Source organism: Pseudoalteromonas luteoviolacea H33-S, assembly GCF_001625695.1.
In the GTDB taxonomy this organism is placed as follows: domain Bacteria; phylum Pseudomonadota; class Gammaproteobacteria; order Enterobacterales; family Alteromonadaceae; genus Pseudoalteromonas; species Pseudoalteromonas luteoviolacea_B.
The window spans coordinates 42,602-60,495 of record NZ_AUXY01000079.1; the positions used below are offsets into that span (position 1 = coordinate 42,602).

Annotated in this window: 15 protein-coding genes; 2 read left to right on the forward strand and 13 right to left on the reverse strand. The window is 44.2% G+C overall.

The features are described from left to right. Window positions 1-62: 62 nt before the first annotated feature. Window positions 63-2,240 carry a fasciclin domain-containing protein gene (locus tag N477_RS14590; protein ID WP_063364390.1) on the forward strand — a complete coding sequence of 726 codons (2,178 nt, stop codon included), beginning with the start codon at window positions 63-65 and terminating at the stop codon, window positions 2,238-2,240. A gap of 63 nt (window positions 2,241-2,303) precedes the next feature. Here the strand turns inward: N477_RS14590 and N477_RS14595 are convergent, their stop codons facing one another. The 8 genes from N477_RS14595 to N477_RS14630 form a co-directional block, all read right to left on the reverse strand. Next, the gene (locus tag N477_RS14595) at window positions 2,304-3,179 is read right to left on the reverse strand and encodes an ROK family protein (RefSeq protein WP_081216653.1); all 876 of its coding nucleotides are present in this window, start codon (window positions 3,177-3,179) and stop codon (window positions 2,304-2,306) included. Window positions 3,180-3,181: 2 nt separating this feature from the next. Then, entirely contained in the window at window positions 3,182-4,435 is a 1,254-nt protein-coding gene (locus tag N477_RS14600; protein ID WP_063364391.1) for an MFS transporter, read from the reverse strand. 460 nt (window positions 4,436-4,895) lie between these two features. Beyond that, entirely contained in the window at window positions 4,896-6,077 is a 1,182-nt protein-coding gene (locus tag N477_RS14605; protein ID WP_063364392.1) for an acyl-CoA dehydrogenase family protein, read from the reverse strand. Window position 6,078: 1 nt separating this feature from the next. After that, window positions 6,079-6,552 carry a YbaK/EbsC family protein gene (locus N477_RS14610; RefSeq protein ID WP_063364393.1) on the reverse strand — a complete coding sequence of 158 codons (474 nt, stop codon included), beginning with the start codon at window positions 6,550-6,552 and terminating at the stop codon, window positions 6,079-6,081. Between the two features lie 12 nt (window positions 6,553-6,564). Continuing rightward, the gene (locus tag N477_RS14615) at window positions 6,565-8,130 is read right to left on the reverse strand and encodes an amino acid adenylation domain-containing protein (RefSeq protein WP_063364394.1); all 1,566 of its coding nucleotides are present in this window, start codon (window positions 8,128-8,130) and stop codon (window positions 6,565-6,567) included. A gap of 14 nt (window positions 8,131-8,144) precedes the next feature. Further along, window positions 8,145-8,936, reverse strand: a complete 792-nt coding sequence (locus tag N477_RS14620; protein WP_081216654.1) for a thioesterase II family protein — start codon at window positions 8,934-8,936, stop codon at window positions 8,145-8,147. A 3-nt stretch (window positions 8,937-8,939) separates the two neighbouring features. Continuing rightward, a complete protein-coding gene (locus N477_RS14625) occupies window positions 8,940-9,179 on the reverse strand; it encodes a phosphopantetheine-binding protein (protein ID WP_196760632.1) in 240 nt (79 codons plus the stop codon). An 18-nt stretch (window positions 9,180-9,197) separates the two neighbouring features. Beyond that, the gene (locus N477_RS14630; protein ID WP_231098180.1) at window positions 9,198-10,169 is read right to left on the reverse strand and encodes a chlorinating enzyme; all 972 of its coding nucleotides are present in this window, start codon (window positions 10,167-10,169) and stop codon (window positions 9,198-9,200) included. 486 nt (window positions 10,170-10,655) lie between these two features. Here N477_RS14630 and N477_RS14635 point away from each other — a divergent pair, with 486 nt between their 5' ends. Further along, window positions 10,656-11,426, forward strand: a complete 771-nt coding sequence (locus N477_RS14635; RefSeq protein WP_063364397.1) for an AraC family transcriptional regulator — start codon at window positions 10,656-10,658, stop codon at window positions 11,424-11,426. On the opposite strand, the gene N477_RS14640 is transcribed toward N477_RS14635, so the two are convergent. The 5 genes from N477_RS14640 to N477_RS14660 form a co-directional block, all read right to left on the reverse strand. Further along, window positions 11,423-12,451, reverse strand: coding sequence for an iron-sulfur cluster-binding domain-containing protein (locus N477_RS14640; RefSeq protein ID WP_063364398.1), 1,029 nt, complete (start codon window positions 12,449-12,451; stop codon window positions 11,423-11,425). The genes N477_RS14635 and N477_RS14640 overlap by 4 nt on opposite strands. A gap of 20 nt (window positions 12,452-12,471) precedes the next feature. Beyond that, entirely contained in the window at window positions 12,472-13,353 is an 882-nt protein-coding gene (locus N477_RS14645) for a DMT family transporter (protein WP_063364399.1), read from the reverse strand. A gap of 9 nt (window positions 13,354-13,362) precedes the next feature. Next, window positions 13,363-13,854, reverse strand: a complete 492-nt coding sequence (locus N477_RS14650; RefSeq protein WP_063364400.1) for an SRPBCC family protein — start codon at window positions 13,852-13,854, stop codon at window positions 13,363-13,365. A 72-nt stretch (window positions 13,855-13,926) separates the two neighbouring features. Beyond that, window positions 13,927-14,409, reverse strand: coding sequence for an SRPBCC family protein (locus N477_RS14655; protein WP_063364401.1), 483 nt, complete (start codon window positions 14,407-14,409; stop codon window positions 13,927-13,929). A 34-nt stretch (window positions 14,410-14,443) separates the two neighbouring features. Beyond that, window positions 14,444-17,884 (reverse strand): non-ribosomal peptide synthetase, encoded by a 3,441-nt coding sequence (locus tag N477_RS14660; RefSeq protein ID WP_063364402.1) that lies wholly within the window; start codon window positions 17,882-17,884, stop codon window positions 14,444-14,446. Window positions 17,885-17,894 lie beyond the last annotated feature (10 nt).

Below are 17,894 nucleotides of genomic sequence, written 5' to 3' on the forward strand. Positions count from 1 at the left end.
TTTTTCTTGATCTACTGGCGTGCCAGTCGCGTATTGCCGGAAAATTAACCACTCCAATGGAGATGATCGTGAAAGTACTTGCAAAACTGGCACTTGTTGCCATGGTGGGCGTACTGTCCGCCTGTTCTGATGATGACGACCCGGTCGTAATTACTCAACCTCACCAACCTGAAAACTCAGTTTATGATGCAGCAAAAGCAGCTGGCTCATTCACTACCTTGGTCGCAGCACTCGACGCAACGGGTCTAAATGCAACACTTGATGACACAAACAACAAATTTACAGTGTTTGCACCGACTGACGCAGCATTTGAGCTACTCGGCACAGAAACGATAAACGGCTTGCTTGCCGACACCGACCAACTCAGTAGTATTTTGACATATCACGTACTCGCCTCAGAAGTAAACGCCGAGACTGCACTGGGGTTAGCAGGGCAAACAACAGCAACCGTCAATGGCGCCAAATTAGCCTTATCTCTGTCAGGTGAAAACCTACTGATTAACACCGCGACTGTTACTCAAACAGATATCCAAACTGACAACGGTATTATTCATGTCATTGATGCGGTATTAATGCCGCCAGCTGGCACAACGTCCACCCAAAATATTGCTGAAGTCGCAACTGCTGCGGGAAACTTCATGACGCTATTGAAGGCAGTAGAAACAGCAGGTTTGACAAGTGCCCTCACAGGCTCTGATCCGCTAACTATTTTTGCCCCAACAGATGCCGCATTTGCAGCACTTGGCACAAAAACAATTAATACCTTGTTGGCTAATCCCGAGGTACTAGGCGACATCCTCAAGCAACACATTGTTGCAGGCAGTGTCGACTCCATCACTGCGATGTCACTCAACGGTAAAGACGCAACGACCTTGTTAAATAATCAACAAAGTGTGTCCATTGACGCAGCATCAGACATGTTGAAATTTGCAGGCATTACGGTCACTCAAACGGATATTCCGGCTTCTAACGGCATTATCCACGTACTCGATGCTGTCGTGGTCGGCAGTGTGGCGGTGCCTGAGTCACTGGGTTTGATCCCCGAAGTTGCCACTGCGGCGGGCTCTTTCAATACGTTAGTCAACTTACTTAGCGCAACGGAACTTGATCAAGTGTTGTCAGATCCAACCGTTAAGTTCACCGTTTTTGCACCGACCGATGCTGCGTTCGCGGCACTCGGACAAGAAACCTTAGATGCGCTTGGAGCTAACACAGAAATGTTGAAAGACATTCTGTTATACCATGTTGTATCTGGGCAAAGCGTTATGTCAGATGCGGCATCTGCTATCGCTTCGTCAGAGTCTAATATGGTCACAATGGCTAACAGTGATATGGCTGCATTAAGCACCGTAGATAGCAAATTATTCATTGATGATGCGGTCATTAGAACTGCAAATGTGCAAGCCGACAACGGGGTTATCCACGTGCTTGATAAAGTGATCATGCCGCCTGCGGAGAAAGTTGCTTCTGAAAAAACCATCGCAGAAGTCGCAGTCGAAACTGACGATCTATCTACGCTCGTGCAAGCTTTAACTGCAGCGAACCTTGTGGACACGTTATCAAACAAAGAAGCGACATTTACAGTGTTTGCGCCGACTAATCGTGCATTTCAAAAGATCCCAGCTGACACACTCAATGCATTGCTCGCCGACACCGCTGGGTTAACACAAGTGCTGACACAGCATGTGTTGAACTTAGAAGCGCCTGCTATGACAGCGCTCAAGCTCAACGGCAAAAAAGTGGAAACACTTGCTGCAAATATGCTAGATATTCGCGTTGTTGATTTTGCAGGAACCAACAACGGCGAAAACGACGCAGTCGCATACGATTCGAGCAAGCAAATACTGGTCGCTGGTAATGGCAGTGAAAAATCAGGCTTTACACTCTACACATTTGACAATGATCTCACTTTTGCACAAAGCCAGTGTAACGATGCATGTGCAACAGCTTGGCCGCCGGTGATTGCAACGCAAGCGCAAATTGAAAATATTCCAGGACTGTCTTTAATCGCTCGTCAAGACAATATGATGCAGGTTGCGTATTTAGGGCGTCCTTTATATTTATACGCCGCGGATACTGCAGCAGGAGATATGATGGGCAGTAGCATAGACAATTGGTCACACGTCATGCTACCCACGTCAGGTCTGCAAATCGAAGGCAGCAATGTGATACAAAAAGACATTTATACAGCTAATGGTGTTGTGCACTTGATAGACACTGTGATAACTGCCGTCGATTAATTTCCCTTCCTTTGAGCTAGGTATGGCTGTCTATTCGACATGCCATACCTTTTTAGTTGATATTCAAGCGTGTTCAAACAGCGACGTCGCAACACAATACTTTTGCTCAAACAGTGCAAAAGCGCCAAGCAAGGGCGCATATGGCAATTGGCTAATACGAATATTCAGCTGCTTGCACTGCTCATATTGAGTAAATGTAGACAGCATGGATTCACCAAATAAATCATAAGACTGTGTCACAGAGCCTCCCATAACGATGACATCCGGATCATAAGCAAGCTGCATATGGGCAAAGGCTATCCCCAAATGTGTGCCCAGTTGCTCAAATAGCTTAAGCGAAGCCGTATTACCGGCTTTTGCTGATAAATACTCTAACTCCCCATCGGTACCGCGCTGTTTAAAAAATTGGCCACTACAATAATCTTCTATGGTTTTATCCAGATAAGGTGCGCTGCCAAACTCACCAGCCAAGCCATATCGACCAGTATAAAGCTGCTCTTCTATCACCACACCTGCACCGAGCCCTGTCCCCAAGCAAACACCTAATATGTTTTTACAAGGGGAATTTACCCTACCATGCTCACCGTAGCGGTATTCACCGTACGTAAAGCAATTTACGTCGTTGTGAACCAGTACAGGCACATTAAAACGCCGACTCAATATTTCTGACAACTGAACATCACGCCACGCAGGAATATTTGTGACTTCAAACACTTCACCTGTGTCACTGTTCACGACCCCTGGAATCCCAATGGCGATACCAACACATTCATCCGTTATCGTTTTTTTGACTAATTCAATGACATAATCTGTTACTGCTTGTTTTGTGCCAGATGCAGGCACAGGGTAACGTTTCACTTGAGCAATTCGACCTTGTTTGGCAAGACCGCACAAAGCTTTAGTGCCCCCTAAATCAATACATACAACCATCCCTGACATCTCTATGCTTCCTGCTCTGGTGATCTTTTCGCGAACAATTTAATTGTGTGATTATTGACAATAGGTTTTGACGTGTAGGCCACATGCAGCATATAGCCCAATGGGACAAATAACAGCAAAAGAGACAACTGCAACGACCCTGATACTTGTGCCAAAGCACCAATCAAGGGCGAGATAACTGCCCCCCCCACAATACCTGTGCACAAAATACCCGCGATGGCACCATGCCCGTGAGAAAATGAATTGAGCGCGAGCGAAAAAATCGCTGACCACATTATCGATAAAAAGAAGCCAGCAACAGGGAATGCCAATAATGCAATCTCTACAGAGCCAAATATAGCAGCGACCAAACTGATACCCGCTCCGATGCAAAACCACGCAAGTACTTTGCGTACATCAAACAGCTTCATTAAAATCAAACCAGCCGCGCAGCCCACAGTCAACATCAGCCAAAATTCACTGACAATACCGGCACCGACTTGCTTTGCATCCAACCCATGGACCTGCTCTAAAAAGAGTGATGTAGTATTTGCGATCCCTTGCTCAAGAGCAACATAAGCGGCAATCGCAAAGAAAAACTTAATCACCACTTTATTTTTGAACAGTGCCAAACTCTCTTTTAGTGTGTAAGCTTGCGACTTTTCTTGTTCATCATTGCCACCCTCAAAGCGAGTCACAGCCCCCCAAATCATCATGACAATACACACAGCAGCAAACAACCAGTACATACTTAACCAACTCATTTGCGCTGGTACCAGTGTATTTAATACATTTCCAGACTGCTGCGACATATCTGCTAAATTAACGTAGACAATAGGGGATAAGGTCGCGCCAGCGCCAAATAGTAGCTGAGCAACAATAGATAACACTGCGAAATGCTCACTCCCGCCGGCTTTTCTTAACAGCGGATTGATGGCCACTTGCAAGAACGCCATGGCACTGCCGATTAAAAACAAGGCGACCATCGCAAACACGAAACTAGGTAAGAGTGCAAATAGCAATGAGCCTGTGGCTGCAAGCGCAAAAGCCAATGTCATTACAAACTTTTCACTGAGACGCTGCGCTAATAACCCAGCAGGAATTGACATCACACCATACGCAGCAAAAAAAGCAAATGGAAAAAACCCTGCCAGCGCTATGCCGATATCAAAGCTTTTAATCAATTCCGGAAAGATAGGACCAAGAATATTAGTGATAAAAGAGATCGTAAAGAACGTCGCAAGAATCACGAAAACTGCTGGCAAATTCTTATTCATTAAGTGTACCTTATTTAATAAAAAGGTGATGGCAAAAATAGGATCTGTTCGTTGGCAGACAAATGATCCAAGGGGAATCCGCCATCACCTTAACTCGTCAAATAAGGTTAGTTTGCCGCCAAATAGACGCATATTGCGGCACTTTTCAAACCTTTATCAATACAATTCAAGCTCACCGAGAAAATAGAAATAATTTATACCTAAAGAACCCAACTAAGGAACAATTCAGTCTACTCTGAACGGCGATGAGTAAAAGGTTTGATTTCAATAATGATTTAGTTATGCTTATTAGTATAGCGGCTGAAATTACAACCTGTGCCGGTTAAACTAGGCACAAGACTGCTCAGAAATTGGAAGTTGATTTAATTTAAACTTACTTTAAGAAAAACCGATAGAATCAAATAATCCGTTTCCAGACTAACGACATGATAATGAAAAATGGTATAGCCCCGGATAAGGGCTATAGATCCATATTTGGATTGTTTTCCAGTGCTTGCGCTATTAAGTCGTTCATAGCCTCATTGGCACCTGCGGCGATTTTTACAACATGACTATCGCGTACAAAGCGCGCAAAAATATGTGAGTCTACATACCCTTGCGCACCATGAAATTGTGCACATTGCGTCACAATTTCTTGATGTAGCTCCGTCGCGGCCACTTTCAGCATTGCAATTTCTTTCATCGGCATTTTACCCTGCTCGAAAGACCATGCACAGTGATATGCCAGTTGCTCAATTGATGCCTGCTGAGTACTCAATCTTGCCATAGCATGCCTGACCACTTGATACTTGCTCACCGAAGCCCCACCAAGTTGTCGGGATTTTAAATGGTGCCAAGTTTGCTCAAGACAGCAGCGGTTTGCCGCTAAAGCCATCACACCAGCGCTCAGTCTTTCAAGCTGCATGCCTTTAACTATCAATTGAAACCCTTGTCCCACTTTGCCAATCACATGCGACTTGGGCACAAATACCTGCTCTAGCTTCAACTCGGCTACATCCGCACTGTGCCAGCCCAAACAGTTTAAAGGGGTTCGATGCACACCAGGTGCATGCGCATCAACAACAAACAAGGAAAGGCCCGTTGCGCCAAAGCGACTTTGAGTTGCTTCAGACGTTCTCGCTAACACCACAAAAAAATCACATTCAGTGCCATTGGCAACAAATTGCTTGTGCCCGTTCAACACAAAGCCATCTGCTTGCGCTTGGGCGTTTAATTTTAACGCATTGAGATCTGTGCCTGCATCAGGCTCTGTAAGCGCTAAAGCCGCCACTTTTTCCCCTCGAATAGCGCTGTGAAGATACACTTCTCGGGTATGAACATCTGCCAGTTTTGTTAAATAGGGCAACGTCATATGACTGTGCACAGCAATTGCAGTTCTAAGGCCTGCACTGCCCAATCGACCAAGCTCCTCAATAAATATCATCCCATGAAAGATATCCCAACTAGATTCTTGAGGCTGACTTGTCGAGTCCATCGCAATACCGAGCCACCCAGTTTGGCCAAGTGCTTGCCAAAAGGCTCTATCGACCTTGCGCTCTGACTCCCAACGATCAATGTTGGGCACTGCATGTTGGTGCAAAAATTTCCGCACCTCTGTGCGGAAATTTTTATGAGATTGGTTGAAATAAATGCCATCAGACATACTATTTCACCTGCACAACTTGCCCATTTGTCAGCTCAATTAATTTATTTGCTGGTAGTGAAAAAACTGCATGAGGCGTACCCGCAGCAGCCCATACGGTCTCGTATTCAAGCAAATCTTCATCAATAAAAGTAATCGGCGTCTCCAGATGACCTAAAGGCGGAATGCCGCCAATCGCAAACCCTGTTACTTCACGTGTAAAATCTGCATCCGCTTTACTTAATTTTTCACCTAAATGCTTTGCCACTAGCTTTTCTTTCACTCGGTTTTTTCCGCTAACCAGTAGTAAAACTGGCTTACCACTCTCTTTACCTTTAAAAATAAGCGACTTCACGATTTGCCCCAGTTCACACCCAATCGTGTTTGCCGAGTCTTCTGCTGTGCGCGTACTGCCCGGTAATTCAACCACAGAAAACTCACAACCCGCAGCGACTATGGCATCTTGAACGCGTTGCGCACTTTTGCTTAAATTCATTGTCTTTCCTTATTATTTAGCTGTATCACGATATTTTGAAAGCAAAGCAGCTTTGTCCACTTTGCCGTTTTTATTTAATGGCATATCCGTTAGAACCACATATTGCGACGGTATCATGTAATGTGGTAACCGCTGCTTTAATGCCTTATTCAATTCCCCAGTGTCGATAGACTTATTGAGTAATAAAAACGCGATTAAGCGTTTTTCATTGCCATCAACCGCACTCGCTAAAACATGCGCACTCATCACAGTGTCTAAGCTCTCTAGCTCTGTTTTAATTTCCGCCAGCTCTATCCTAAAGCCTTTGACTTTCACCTGATCATCCGTTCGGCCTAAAAATGCTAAATCACCACTTGCTAGCATTTTTACACGATCGCCAGTGCGATAAAGACGCTCCCCCCCTAATGGGGTTTCAACTTGATCAACAAAGCGTGCCCGAGTCAGTTCAAATTGACCTATGTAGCCCAGAGCTACACCATCGCCCGCAATGTATAGCTCTCCTTCTTGTCCTTGTGCCACACATTGCAACTTATCATCTAAAACATACACACGGGTATTCGCTATTGGTTTACCGATTGGCATCACATCCAGCGGTAAAGTAAGCCGACAAGCCGTTGCAAAGGTCGTGCATTCCGTGGGTCCGTATATATTGCTGATATTTGTATTGGGCAGTACCGCCAAAGCCTTGCGCATATGCGCTAAATTGTGTGCTTCTCCCCCAGTAAGAATGGTATGCAGAGGTTCAAATATTTCAGGCTTTTCCGCTATTACTGTGTTAAACAAGGCTGTGGTAATAAACAATGTATTCACCTGATGCGCACTAATACATCTACCTAGATTAGCAATTGTTGGCAGCGCATTTGGGAATATCACACAGCACCCACCATTTAGCAGTGGCCCCCAGATCTCAAAAGTCGCCGCATCAAAGCTGACCGTCGCCAAATGCAGCACCCGCGTTTGCTCATTGAGCTCAACATAATCAACATCACTGACTAACCGCAGCACACCAATATGCGCAACAGCAACTCCTTTTGGCTCACCCGTAGAGCCTGAAGTGAAGTTAATGTACGCCATTTCTCGGTGTGCAACTTCAGGCTCACTTGCATCTGCAAACTGACATTCAGCGTCAATATCTTCTAAATTGATAAAGTGAACGGGCAGAGGTAAAGCTTCCACTTTACTGTTCTCACACAGCACCAGTCGTGTGCGACTTTGATAAATCATGGACTGCTGGCGTTTAATAGGTAAGTTCGAATCCAACGGCAAGTATGCTGAACCCAGCTTTAAGATTGCCAACATCGCAACCACCATACGTGGGCTTTTATTCAAACTAAATGCAATACTCGTATCTTGCTCATGACCGCGCATTTTAAGTACATTCGCCAGCTGATTAGCTTGCCTTTCAAGTTCGCCGTAGGTCACTTTCACATCACGCCATTCAAGTGCAATCGCATGTGGTGTCCGCTTTGCTTGTTTGTTAAATGCTTGGGCAATGCTTATTTGGCGGTCAAATTCAACATAGGTATCATTCACTTGCGCTAACAACACCGATGCTTCAGTCTGTTTATTGACTGTCATTATCCTTATCCCAGTTATTCCATCAGTTGCTTGCACTCGTTTTCAATCTGTCTAAGCAGTTGATTTTGGTGTGAGTGCAAAAAGAAGTGCTCTCCCTCAAAGCAGATTAACTCAAAGTTGTTGTGGGTATAGTTTTGCCAAGCTTGCATGACCAAAGGCGGGTCTATTTTGTCGTGCACCCCACTCAAAGCCGTTATTTTGACATTAACGGGTGTCCGCTCACTATCGGGCCATAACTCGGACAAGGCCATGTCTGATCTTAAAATCGGCTCAAGCATACGCATTAACCTTTTATCTTCGAGAATATGAGCGGGAGTACCGCCCATTTTCGCGACTCGAGCATAAAAAGCACTGCTGTCCAGGTTATACATATATGGCAAAATACATGGCTCACTCGGTGCTCTACATGCTGACAAAAACAGTTGCAGTGGTAACGGCTTTTGTAACGCTTCTAACTTGCGTGTTAACTCAAATGCAATGCGAGCCCCAAAACTATGACCAAAAATAACATACGGACATTCGCCATAGTCTTGGTCGAGCATACCAATCGCATCAATTAACTCATCCAATAATGTCGACCAATCGGCATATAAAGCAGCTCTTAACCGAGACTCTCTGCCAGCCAATTTATAGGCCAACACCTCTATACTTTCACCCAACTCTGTTTGCCAAGGGAGGAACATCCGCGCTCCTCCACCGGCATAGGGAAAGCAGATTAATCGCAGCTTTACATTTTTTGTCTTTGTATTGGCACGTAACCAATACGCATCAGCATGCTCAGCTTTTGTATTTATCTGCAGTGTCATCAGTTACGCAGTTGCTGTTTGGTTTTGGGTAATAAACTCAGCAACAGCGCCCAAACGACCATCCTCAAATAATGCATCTGCGGTCAGCGCGTCTTCGCCATAAAGAGCATCGGTGCGAGATAACAACTTAATCGCACTCAATGAATCACCACCGATGTCAAAAAAGTCATCTTGTAAAGAGACCGACTCTAAGTTCAATATTTCTTGGCACAGCGCCAATACTGTTTGTTCAATGTCTTTCATCATCTTTCCTTAATTGCATTACCACTCACGGCGGTTAAACGGCGTGTTATTAAACGTTTTTTCAATCAGTGCATTATGGCCAATTGAATCTGTACCTGAAACTAACACTGAACCATGGTTATCAAGGCTGGCATTCGCACCAAACTCATCCAAGCTTTGCGAATACGGATATACTTTTACATCTGTCGGGACATAACGCGCGGCATAACCTAAACGCATATTTTTTTCACCCGAATGAGGGTAAGAAGCGTGCATGAGGGTAGACCAAAAGATAACAAATTGGCCGGGCTTCATAACTAATGGAACCGCTTGAGATTCATCAGGTTTCCAGTTCGGATCTTTTTGCAGTTGGCGATAGTCATATCCAAAAAAGCCGCGTTTAATACCATCTTTTTCCACTGAATTGATCTGAGATTCATCATAAGTGAGTTCTTTGGTTTCGTCATAATTCATGGTTTTATGCGTTCCTGGCATGATCTGCAGGCAACCATTTTCAATTGTAGACTCAGTAAACGCCGTCCAAACTGTAATTGTACCTGAGTGCTCAGAACCTTCAGGCCATTCAATTTGTGGCTTTTTCGACGCGGCAACATTGGCAAATGTACCCGCTTGGTGCCAATCGGTACCTTCATCACCCGGGTATTTAGGAAAAAATTCCGTTCTCCAACATAGTAAGTCACGACCTAAAATGCTTGCAACACGGTCAACGATTTCACGCTTACAGATGTGATCTGCAAGGAAATCAATATCGAGGTGACGATCATAATTGGATATATTGGTACTACCTGAGATACCGTCATCTCCACGGTAAATTGACTTTCGACTGTCCACCAGCTTCGGGCGAAGCTTTTTGAATTTTTCAGTCATTTCTTCTGGCGTGTATGCGGTGAATGGACCAGCAAAACCTTGTCTGCGAAACTGTTCTAATTCTTCTTTCGAAAATGAAAAATCCTCTGCTAAGCAGGGCTCGATTTGTTCTTCTAACATCATTATTCCTTTGACTATAAAAGTTTAGGCTGAGTCAGCCTTTTCATTATTTTTTTAATAATTACCCATTTTTTTTATGGACATGCGTCCATGAAAAAGAAACATACTACATAAAATAAGGTACAACAATACAAATAACAATTTTAAACATTTAATACACATAATTATGAGTTATCTTCATGACGAGAAGTTTTTATTCCATTTGGATTGACTGCTTAATCACCAATACACTAATGTGTGAAAAGTTACTCTTCAGCGAATTAAAAATAAAACATCCAATAAAAAACAAAAAATAGATTATAAATACAAAATAAAATCTAATTCAGTTATTTATTGACTTATTTATTCTTTTTTACTGGTGTTACTTTTCAGGTACACGCGATCTATGCATAAAGTATTCAAGCTGATTTTAGTAATAACACAGGTAAAGCATTTACTCTAAAACAGTTTTATTGAAGACAACATTGGCATAATTCACAAGGAGGATCGATGTATTTTCAAACTGAACAGTTACCCGCTCCCATCATGGCATTTGCTTATTCATATGCACACGGCATTAATGAACCTCAACATGCGCATACTAGCGTACAACTTTTACATACGCTGACTGGCGTTTTGAGAGTCACAACCCCCCAAGGTCGATGGATCATTCCACCAGATAGAGCACTATGGATCCCTGCTAACGTACCTCATAGCATCAAAGCCCATGGTCAAGTAGAGGTAAGAACCTTGTTTTTAGACCCATTTGCCAGAGCAGATTTGCCTAGTGACTGTGGTATCTTCCAAGTTCCGGAATTGCTTAAAGCATTAATAAATAGCGCCGTTGATATTCCCACTCCTTGCCCAAGGGGAGGCAAAGAGGAGCGTATCCTAGAGCTTGTTTTAGATGAGCTACGCGACTTGTCACTACATGATTTCAATGTCCCCTTACCAGAAGATAAGGCACTTTTAAAATTATGTGAAAAAATCACCGCTCGCTTGGAACACCCGTGGTCATTAACCGATGCCGCTTACATGCTAAGCGTCTCAGATCGCACAGTATCAAGGCGCTTTCATCAAGCCACAGGCCTAAGCTTTGGCGAATGGCTGAGACGAAAGCGCCTTATGCGCAGTATGGAGCTGTTGGCCCAAGGCAACAATGTTATCGATACAGCACTGGCAGTCGGATATGATAGCCCGGGCGCTTTTAGTGCCATGTTTAAGCGTCGTGTCGGATTAGCACCGGTTGACTTTATAGCGCAGCCACAGACAGTCGCTTAATTTAGCTCCACAACGCAGTCCCCGCGCGGAAACGTCATGCAAGCTAAACGCACGCCAGCGTCAAAGCTGGCGTCATCTAGCGCTTCTCTTCCTTCAGAATGACAGGGGCCTTTAACCGTCACACTGCATGCGCCGCACAAGCCACTGCGACATACTGACGGAATTTCGACGCCTTGTGACTCAGATAACGCCAACAGTGTTTGCGTGCCATCTGTTTTCCATTGCACACCATGTGGCATCAACTGAACGTGCATTGATGTCAGCTCAGCTTCTATTGTATTGTGGGTATTCACCGCAAAAAAGGATTCAACCATCACATTTTCTGGCGCCATACCTAGCGATATTAACGCTTGTTGCATATCAGTTGTAAATGCCGCACCACCACACAAATAAGCCAAACGCCCATCTAGATCAGAACATATGTCAGCAATGCGCTCTGCCGTCCACCTACCAAACTGCTCACTCGACACGTCAGCCTCTGAGGTGAAAGTCGTCACTAACTTTACGTTGGGTAAATGCTTAATGAGCGCTTCAAGTTCGTTACTGCCAATTAAATCTTGACGTTGTTTGACAGATATCAGCATCACCACATCACAAGATAATTGGGTATCAACCAGCTCATGTAACATTGCTATGAAAGGCGTTACACCACTGCCTGCCGCCATCCATAACAGCTTCTTTTTCGACTCACTTGGCAAAACAAATTGCCCTGTAGGCTCACCCACATCAAGTCTCAACCCTATCGCAGCATGATCACACAACCAATTTGATACTAGGCCTTGATTGACCCGCTCAATGGTTAATCGGATAACACTGCTATCTTGCGATGACGAGGAAATGGTGTAACAACGTCGAAGCGATTGTCCCTGTACTACAAGATTTAGCGCCACATATTGACCAGCTGAGAACTGCAAAAAGGGTAACCCATCAACACGACGTAAATATATCGAAATACAGCTTTGAGTTTCAATCGCGATCCGTGAAATTTGGCATTCAATGCTGGGCGCTTTATTCATACTAGACATACGTTTATTCCTCACACCATTTATGCCGTGACACTGGCAGGGCGAAGCCAAGACCAGGCCCTAGCGCCGTATTGAATGATCGCAATACCCGCAACCGTAATAATCGCCCCCAAGCAATTCGCTACAGTCACTTGTTCATCCAATAGGAGTACACTACCTATCATGGCAAAAAATGGCATAAGCAAACTAAATGGTGAGATCTTGTCGACACTAAATTTTGCCAATAATTTATACCATAAAATAAATGCCAAAATGCCGCCCAAAAATGCGGTGTAAAGTAATGCACCCCAAGCAGGTAAACTGGCTTGTGTGATCGACTCCCATTGGCCTTGTTCAATTAAGAACGATAATCCTAAAAGCATAGGGAATGCATACATAGCGACGGCTGCGTTTAAGCCCACAGAGTCAAAAGGCCCCAGCTTACGTACACAAATATTACCGATTGCAAACATCAAAGCAGAACAAGCGATAATGACCAGTCCCAACACACTGGTATTTTGCTGCGGTAAGCCGAGGATCAAAGAGACGCCTACCAAACAAACCGCTGTGCCAACAAAGCCAAAGCGCGTCAATTTTTCACCTAATAGGACTGACCCTAAAATCAAGGTAAAAATGGCATTCGTTTGATAAACAATCATCCCAGAGGTCACATCAGCGTATTGAAAGCCGATATATAGCAATGCAAAGTGCGCAACTCCTTGAGTTAAGCCCACTGCCGATGCTTTTCCAAATTGCCCCTTTAATCTTGTCAAAAAAGGAGCCAGACACACCAACATCAATAAAAATCGCAGAGCCACCATAAATACAGGGGGAAACTCGCCGATCCCAAATTTAAGCATGACAGCCTGAACTCCCCAAATACACGGAACCAGCAAAGCAACAAAAAACCACAGTGTGCTCATAGCCTTCTCCTAAGCTGACTCAGTTTCTAACACGCATAGAGACGCCACATTTTTCAATGCTGCCTTAGCAAAGTCAGTCAAAAATGTCTCTAATTGCTGCTGCGAAGTTTGGCTGTCTTTCGGCTCACCCGCCATTTCCCAAACCACACGGCATTGCTGATCTGAGATAGACTCGACTCGAATATGCTCCCACAAATTACGAATATCTAATGATGTTAAAATGATATTCCAATGCATGGACATGCTTGCGTCATCTCGCTCCATTAGCTGATCAATAACAAAATCACCGGAAGCAAAAAATTTTCGGCGAACGGCTCCCTCGCCATCACTGAGCATTTCAATCCGCTCTAATCCATCAGTAAATCGGTCAAATGCTGAAAAATTCCCTACCACAGACCAAGCCGCTCTAGCCGGTGCATTAATCTCAATATCGTTATATACGGTGCCTGTATTGGGGATAGTCGCATATGCTTTGCGCTGTGTTTGACTCGTTGTTTTCATGATTATTCCTTTCAATTGCTACATCTAAAATCAGGGTGTAACGCACTTGCGATTCATTACACCCCCAAAAATTTAAGCTGCTTGCTCGATAAGCCCTTTAGCATTATTCAATGCCGCCGCAGCAAATGTTGCGATAAAGTCCTCAAAGTCCGGTTGCAATGTGTCTTCATTTGCAGGCTCGCCAGCAATATCCCAGTACACGCGAGCTTGACCATCTGGCAAAGCTTCAACTCGCATAGAAGACCATAAGTTATTGATATCCATATTGGTAAATAATAGGCTCCAACTCATGATATGCTTCTGCTCGTCGTAGCTATTCAGCTGCTCTAAAACTAAATGACCATCAGCAAAAAACTTTTTGCGAACAGCACGTATCCCTTCACCTGTCATTTCAATGCGCTCAAGACCGTCGACAAATTTGTCAAAGCCGGCAAAGTTGCCAACAACTTCCCATGCCTGATCGGGTGTCGCTTTGACATCGACAGACGTACTAATAGTACTTGTTTTAGGTACATAAATAAGCGTTGAACGCTGCTCTTTATAAGGGGTACTCATAACAGTTTCCTTTGTTTAATTATTAAATTGTTTGTTAAATTGGCTGTGCTTCTTCTTTGGGGCATTCAATAAATTGACTAGCAATTAAAAAGCCCAAATTGGCATCGACCAGTGCCAAATCTTTATCAGGATAAGCTAGCCCAAATTGCGCTAACCTTGTCGCAGTAGCGGCGCTATCAATATGCGAGATATCACCAATATCTTCATTATTTTCATCAAGATAAAATGAGACAACTTGAAATAGTGCATTGCTCTCATCCAGTGTCATTAACGTATCTCGCCACTCTGTATCACCCACAAAATGGATGGGAATGCCAAAGTTGGACAGTCGGCCAACATATTGCTTCCAAGTCAGAGGGTTGGGATTATGAAAATGTAAAACAGGCTGATGCCTATCTTCACATAAGGTTGCAGCAACCATGCCTCTGGCAATGAAATCCACAGGACACAGATCGAAATTCAATGACCAATCTGGTGCCATACCCAATTGCGCAGCGCCCTTAAGCAGCAGTAGAATCCGATTTTGATCAGGAACACACTGGCCGGTTTCAGAATGACCGCAAATGTTGCCAGGCCGTACTAAGGTCACTGGCAAACCTCTCTGGTAAGCTTGCCATACAAGCTGTTCAGACACCCACTTTGTCAGGTTGTAACCATTATTGACAAACGCAGGTAATTGCTCCGCTGGGCCATCTTCGACAATGCGCCCGTTTGCATCTAAGTTGCTCGCAGCTGAGAGCGTTGAAATATAAACCATCTGCTTAACTTTGTGCTGGCAGGCCATTTCAAGTAGCTCTATGGTCGACTGTACATTTGCGTTGTAGAGGTAGTCGTAATCATAGATATGATTTACTTGTGCACCATTATGATAGATAACATCAACCGATTGACTCAGCTGATCATACTGAGACTGAGTCATACCCAAAAGCGGCTTGGCTAAATCGCCACATACAACTTTAACTCTAGTAGGGCAAACCGCCGGTTCAATGCCAAACATTTGCCACGCATCATGTATTTTTTTCCATCCATATTCCACAGAGGTGGCACGCACTAAGCAATAAATCGTCGCGTCAGTTTGTGTAATTAACTGCTCCAAAATATGGACCCCCAAAAAGCCATTTGCACCAGTTAGCAAAACAGTTTGAGGGGAAAATGCGTTCGGGTTGCTCCCATCCAGAGGTTGGATCTGAAAATCTAACACCATATCCGCATAGATCCGATCTGAGATCTGTGCGCCTTTATCCAGATCAGATCCACTCAACAATACCGCAAGTGCACTAATGGTTGGGTTTTCCATAAAACGTGCCAAGGTGAAGTTACCTGGAAACTGGTTTTTAACCGCCAAAAGCATTTTTGACACAAGGAGTGAGTGACCACCTAATTCAAAGAAAGACATTTCTCGACCAACATCTAACTCATCAACTTCAAGTACCTGAGCCCAAATTTCCCTAAGCGCATTCTCAATTTCACTGAAGGTTTCATCTGCTCGCTGAACACTTGTGGCTTCCGGGACCATAGCCAACAGCTTTTGACGATCAACCTTGCCATTGCTGGTTGCTGGAAAGGTGGTTATCTCAATTATCTGGCTGGGCATCATATAATCAGGCAAACTGAGTGCTAAATCATGTCGCAACAACGTGGTATCCGCCGCATATTCTGCTTCACTCACAAACGCATGAATGCGCTTTTTATCATCAGCTAAAACCACACACTGATGATATAACCCAGTGCGTAAAATGGTGTTCTCAATTTCACCTAATTCAACTCTAAACCCTCTTATTTTAAGTTGATTGTCTTTGCGACCAACAAAGTTTAACTCGCCCTGCTCATCCCAATACGCGATATCACCGGTGCGATATAGCTGGGCACCTTGTGACCATTCGCTCGGCGCTAAAAAGCACTCTGCAGTTTTCTCTGGCTGCCCGAAATAACCAGGTCCAACGCCAGGTCCGGCCAAATAGACTTCGCCTTGCTCTAGTGTATGACAAGGGTTGCCTTGCTCATTGACCACATAGATCTGTGTATTTTGTATCGGCTTACCGAGCACTTTGTTATTACTGCTTGGCGAAAAAGCTTTATACGTTGCCAATACCGTGCATTCAGTGGGGCCATAAATATTAATTAGCTGGCTCCGCGGTGACCAATATGCAATCGTTCTAGCATCACAGACATCTCCACCTGTGATGATATAGCGCATAGATGGCCACTCATAATTTGGTAATGCGCTCAGCATGGCTGGCGGGATAAAGCAATGGCTTGTCTGCTCTGAGCGAATTAACTCATCTAATTGCGAAAAATCATGGCGTGCTTCTTTATTTGGTACGACTAGAGATGCCCCCACCAATAACGTCGGGAAAATATCCAGTAGCGATGCATCAAAAGAGACCGTCGTAAACTGCAAGCATCGAGAGTGTGTATCCAGCTGCGTGTAGCGGCTATACCAATCACAAAAATGAAAAATATTACTATGTGTTAGCTGCACACCTTTTGGCATACCCGTTGAGCCTGAAGTGTATATAAGCACAGCGTTCGCAGATGGGTTTTGTGCCACCTTGGGTAGCTCACTATTAACATCCTCACCTTCATTCATTAAGGTGTTAATATCAGCGAAGTTATCGGCTAAACCTGCTCGATGACTGATGACAAGATCCGCAGAGGCACTGTTTAAAATATTATCGATGCGATCTTGAGGATAGTCTGGATCGATAGGCACATAACACGCCCCCAGTCTTAATACGGCTAGAATACTGGCGTATAACTCAAATGATTTATCTAATGCAATGGCTATCACAGGTTGAACCGACGCTGAAGGTAAACGCTTATATAGCTGCTTTGCTATTCGTTCACTCAATCTATCTAGCAATGCATACGACATCGTTTGGCCGTCAAAGCGTATTGCAATATTATCGGGATAGCACTGGCAAGCTTGTTTAAAACCAGCAAACAAAGTCGTCGTTTCAATGAGCGGTGTACATGCGGTTTCATTCGTTTTATGCCAAGCACGTATTTGCGCTAAATCCTGATTGATAGGCCAGTTTTTTGGCGACCATTGAACTAGGGTATCTAATTCACTTTGTGCAACACGCGTGAGTGCAACGGTTAAATTGTCTTGTAACTGCTCAACCAATTCACTGTATATATCTGCGCCATTAATCGCATGGCTCGCCGCAATTTCGGCTTCACTCAATACCCACCAACGGTTATTTTTAAACCAGATACACCTCAACCAATAACTTGCATATTGCTCCCGCTTTTCAACATTGAGATACAGCGTGTTCTCCTCGCCCAGTGGCGAATCCGGTAACGCACAAACAGTCAGATCCAACTTATCTTGAGGTTGCAAAATTTGCCAAAAATTCTGCTCCCTCGGTACATCTTGATCACAAAATACAGTGTGACCAAAATCATATGCAAGCTGTCCAAGCTCTGCAAAACAGGGACTATCATTGCGGAGCAAAATAGAGAGTAATTTCATATTCGCCTCT